The organism is Mesorhizobium sp. M7A.F.Ca.CA.001.10.2.1 (assembly GCF_003998575.1).
GTDB lineage: Bacteria > Pseudomonadota > Alphaproteobacteria > Rhizobiales > Rhizobiaceae > Mesorhizobium.
Window position 1 is genome coordinate 1 of record NZ_RZQY01000533.1, and the last position, 4,255, is coordinate 4,255.

5 protein-coding genes and 1 pseudogene are annotated in these 4,255 nt (G+C 63.1%); 4 read left to right on the forward strand and 2 right to left on the reverse strand.

What is annotated here, in order from left to right:
* Nucleotides 1–105 (forward strand): annotated as a pseudogene (locus EN964_RS26600) (IS110 family transposase); the annotation flags it as partial.
* 200 nt (nt 106–305) lie between these two features.
* On the opposite strand, the gene carA reads toward EN964_RS26600, so the two are convergent.
* The gene (gene carA / locus EN964_RS26610) at nt 306–1,523 is read right to left on the reverse strand and encodes a glutamine-hydrolyzing carbamoyl-phosphate synthase small subunit (RefSeq protein WP_127271513.1); all 1,218 of its coding nucleotides are present in this window, start codon (nt 1,521–1,523) and stop codon (nt 306–308) included.
* Nucleotides 1,524–1,799: 276 nt separating this feature from the next.
* On the opposite strand from carA, the gene EN964_RS26615 reads away from it, so the two are divergent.
* Both EN964_RS26615 and EN964_RS26620 read left to right on the forward strand, forming a co-directional pair.
* Nucleotides 1,800–2,249: a GatB/YqeY domain-containing protein gene (locus EN964_RS26615; protein ID WP_127272594.1), complete on the forward strand. Its 450-nt coding sequence runs from the start codon at nt 1,800–1,802 to the stop codon at nt 2,247–2,249.
* Between the two features lie 133 nt (nt 2,250–2,382).
* Entirely contained in the window at nt 2,383–2,697 is a 315-nt protein-coding gene (locus EN964_RS26620) for a hypothetical protein (protein ID WP_127271501.1), read from the forward strand.
* On the opposite strand, the gene EN964_RS26625 is transcribed toward EN964_RS26620, so the two are convergent.
* Nucleotides 2,687–3,691: a LysR family transcriptional regulator gene (locus tag EN964_RS26625; RefSeq protein WP_127271500.1), complete on the reverse strand. Its 1,005-nt coding sequence runs from the start codon at nt 3,689–3,691 to the stop codon at nt 2,687–2,689. The genes EN964_RS26620 and EN964_RS26625 overlap by 11 nt on opposite strands.
* Nucleotides 3,692–3,792: 101 nt before the next feature.
* Between EN964_RS26625 and EN964_RS26630 the strand changes: the two genes are divergently transcribed.
* Nucleotides 3,793–4,255 (forward strand): alpha/beta fold hydrolase (locus EN964_RS26630; RefSeq protein WP_127276935.1); only part of this gene is annotated, 463 nt, incomplete at its 3' end.

Sequence of the window (4,255 nt, forward strand, 5' to 3'; positions counted from 1 at the left end):
GGCAAAACCAAAATGGTCATCCGCATGGCGCTGGCGCGAAAACTCCTCGTCATTCTCAATGCAAAAGCACGCGATGCGCGCATGGAGTTCGCCAATGCAACTTGACACCACAGATAGTCGCTCATTGCCCTGCCGGGCATTTCTCCCCGTATAGTGACGGGGAGAAAGATGCTGTTGTCCGATGGTTTCACCAATTATCAATGTTGCGAGAAGAACGCCAAGAGTGCGGCCAGCTTCCTTCTCCCCGTCACTATACGGGGAGAAGATGCCGGCAGGCAGATGAGGGGCGGCGCAAGCGGATCGCGCTAAGCCCGTTCGGCCAGCAATTCCTCGCCGCGCTTCTCGCGGATTAGATTGACGAAGCGACGGAACAGATAGTGCGAATCCTGCGGGCCGGGCGAAGCCTCCGGGTGATGCTGGACCGAGAACACCGGCCGGCCAGTCAGCGTGATGCCGCAGTTCGAACCATCGAACAGTGAGACGTGGGTTTCCTCGACGCCTGATGGCAGCGAGTCGGCATCGACGGCAAAGCCGTGGTTCATCGAGACGATCTCGACCTTGCCGGTGGTGTGGTCCTTGACCGGATGGTTGGCGCCGTGATGGCCCTGGTGCATCTTGGCGGTCTTGCCGCCCAGCGCCAGTGCCAGCATCTGGTGGCCGAGGCAGATGCCGAACACGGGGATGTCGGTCTTCAACAGATCCCGGATGACCGGCACGGCATAATCACCGGTGGCTTCCGGGTCGCCGGGGCCATTGGAGAGAAAAATGCCGTCCGGCTGCATGGCAAGGATTTCTTCGGCGCCGGTCTTGGCCGGCACCACCGTGACCTTGGCGCCGAGGCCGGCGAGCAGGCGCAATATGTTACGTTTGACGCCATAATCGATGGCGACGACATGCATTGTCGGTTCGGTCTGTTCGCCAAAGCCTTCGTTCCACACCCAGGGCGTCTCGCGCCAGACCGAGGACTGGCCCGAGGTGACATCCTTGGCGAGGTCGAGCCCGATCAGGCCCGACCATGCGGCGGCGCGCCGCTTCAGATCGTCGAGATCGAACACGCCGTCGGGCGCGTGCGCGATGACGGCGTTGGGCATGCCCTTTTCGCGGATCAGTGCGGTCAGAGCGCGCGTGTCGATGCCCGACAGGGCGACGATGCCGCGCTTCTTCAGCCATTGGTCGAGACCGGCGCCGGCGCGATAGTTGGAAGGATTGGTGACATCGGCCTTGAACACGGCGCCGACGGCACCGGCGCGGGCGGCGGGATTGAGGTCCTCGATGTCCTCGTCATTGGTGCCGATGTTGCCGATATGCGGGAAGGTGAAGGTGACGATCTGGCCGGCATAGGAAGGGTCTGTGAGGATTTCCTGGTAGCCGGTCAGCGCCGTGTTGAAGCAGACTTCGGCGACGGCGGAGCCGGTGGCGCCGAGACCGCGACCTTCGATGACGGTGCCGTCGGCCAGCACCAGAAGGGCGGTCGGCTTTTCAGTGGCCCAGGCGGGCGTCGAGGCGGCGGTCATCTCGGCCATGCGGCACTCCTATCAGGCCGCGCGCTGCAACCGGCCCGGCGGGCCATCTGCGCGGCAAACGGCGCGAAGCGGCGATTTCGCGGCTCCCACGCAGTCAAATTTCCGTTCATGCAAGGCCCAGTACATAGGGGAAGGGGGCAGGGCGGTCAATGATCATGCGAAATGCCGCCATGTTTTATTTCGCCTAGCAAAATCAGTGGCTTGCCCCGGCATATCAGGGTTTGCCTTGGCTCGCCCCCGGCGCTATTGTCCGCGCCGATCGAAGGAGAATGCACCATGCGCGGAAAAATCGCCGAATCCCTGAAGAGCGCGATGAAGGCGCAGGACAAGCACCGGCTGCCGACATTGCGGCTGATCCAGGCGGCTATTCACGACCGCGACATCGCCAATCGCGGTTCGGGCAAGGAGCCGGCCAGCGACGAGGAGATCCTGCAGATCCTGGCCAAGATGGTGAAGCAGCGCGAGGAATCGGCCAAAGCCTTCGACGACGGCAAGCGGCCCGATCTCGCCGCGCAGGAGCGCGGCGAGATGGAGATCATCCGCACCTTCCTGCCGACGCAGTTGGACGATGCGGCGGTGACGGCTGCGGCGCGCGAGGCGATCGCCGCGACCGGTGCGGCCAGCCAGAAGGACATGGGCAAGGTGATTGCCGCACTGAAGCAGAAATATGCCGGCCAGATGGATTTCGGCAAGGCGAGCGGCATCGTCAAGGGCCTGCTGCAGTAGGGTGCTGCTCATCTCGTCGCTTGGGTGGCCGACCGGGCGCTCCCGGAACCCAGATCCGTCCGGAATCGAAGTCCAGGAGTTGGAACTCGGATACCGCTGAGATGTTTATCCGTCATGCAACTGGAGAGATGTCATGACTGAGAACGAAACCCGCTATGAAACCGGTGCGACGAAATATCCGGCAAAGATCGATGCCGACGCTTCCGATGAATTCTCCCAGGATGCGGCCGCCAACAAGAAGCCCGCCGGCGGAATGGGGCTCACCCGCAGGAAGGATGAAGTAGAAGACCGAACCCGCCAGTCGGAGGGACAAAACCCGCCAAGGCAAGTCACGCCGAGCGCCGCAACCGAAAAGACGTCCGGCGCCGGCCCCGCTATCGCGGAGCGTTCAAAGGACGCCAAGGCTCCGAAGAGCGGCCGCCAGCCTGGAGCGTATGTCAAGAAGTGATCGCTGGACGGGACCCGAGAGGTCCTGGCGTTGCCACTTGCGCCTTTCGCGACTGGTTGGTGGGTGTCTGTCCGGCGGGCCCCGTCGGCTCCAATGCACGGCGCAATGTCGGCGCTTCCTGCTGGATATGATCCCACAGCCGGTTGGCGATCGGCCCATGCGGTCGGTCGCGGCGCCGCGCCACCACCAGTTCGTCGGTGCGGCCCGGCAGATGGCGGCCGGCAATGGATTGCAGGCGCCCGTCATGCAGTTCTTCCTCGATCAGGAAGCGGGGCAGGTGGCCCCAGCCAAGGCCCTGCAGGATGATCTCCTTCTTCATGCCCTGGTCGGCGACGAGGCATTGCGGCGCGCCTTCGATCAGCGAATAGTTTTGTTGTGGCGAATGGCGGGCGCTGTCGCGCATGACGCATTGGGTGAGTGCCTGCATCTGATCCAGAGTGATCGGCTGCTCGATACGCCCGGGCAGAAAGCCCGGCGCCACCACGGGAATGAAGGACACCTTGCACAGATCGACCCATTCCACCCGCGCATCGCCCTTGTCGACCCAGTGCAGGATCAGATCGGCTTCGTCATCGAATAGACGCTCCCATGGGCCGCCCACCGCTTCAAAATGCAGATGCAGGCGCGTGCCGGGGCACTGTGCGAAGAACCGCCCGAGCATGCCCAGCACATGCGGGCGCGGGCACAGGTCGCCTATCACCACGTGGATCTCGCTTTCCTCACCCATCGCCAACTGGGCGGCATGGACGCGCAAACCGTCCAACTCGCGCAGCAGCGATAGCGCTCGGCGGTGGAACGAAAGCCCGGCCTCGGTCGGACGCACGCGATAGCCGCTGCGGTCCAAAAGGATGAGGCCGAGCTGTCGTTCCAGCTTGGCGACGGCGGCGAACACCGCCGGGTGCGAGCGATACAGCATGGCCGCCGCAGGTTGAAAACCGCCGGTGCGGACCACTGCATCGAAGCATTGCAGGTCGTGCAGGGTGAATTCGGCCATGTCAGTTTTTACTACAGAGATTGTTCTATCTTTGTAATATCAACAAAATCGCTCCACGGCTAGGCTCTGTCTCGTTCAACGTTCCAGAAGGAATCTTCATCATGAATGAGCTGAATTTCGTCACAACGGGCGACGGCACGCGCATCGCCTACCGCTTCGATGGCGAGGCAAGCAAGCCGGTGCTGGTGCTGTCGAATTCCATCGGCACCACGCTGCACATGTGGGACAGGCAGATCGGCGAATTGTCGAAGCATTTCCGTGTCTTGCGCTACGATTTTCGCGGCCATGGCGGATCGAGCGTTCCCGTCGGCGCCTACTCGCTCGACCGGCTTGGCCGCGACGTCATCGAGCTGCTCGACGCGCTCGACCTGCAACGCGTACATTTCCTTGGCCTGTCGCTCGGCGGGTTCGTCGCGCAGTGGCTCGGCATCCACGCGCCGGAGCGGATCGACCGGCTGATCCTGAGCAACACCTCGTCCCATCTCTCGCCGGCAAGCTATTTCGACGAGCGGATTGCCGCGGTGCGGCAGGCACCGGACATGTCGGAAACCGCCGAGACGTTCC

Excerpts from the sequence above, each read along its gene's own strand:
- EN964_RS26620 (WP_127271501.1), top strand. The coding sequence starts at position 2,383 with ATGACTGAGAACGAAACCCGCTATGAAACCGGTGCGACGAAATATCCG.
- EN964_RS26625 (WP_127271500.1), bottom strand. The coding sequence starts at position 3,691 with ATGGCCGAATTCACCCTGCACGACCTGCAATGCTTCGATGCAGTGGTC.
- carA (WP_127271513.1), bottom strand. The coding sequence starts at position 1,523 with ATGGCCGAGATGACCGCCGCCTCGACGCCCGCCTGGGCCACTGAAAAG.
- EN964_RS26615 (WP_127272594.1), top strand. The coding sequence starts at position 1,800 with ATGCGCGGAAAAATCGCCGAATCCCTGAAGAGCGCGATGAAGGCGCAG.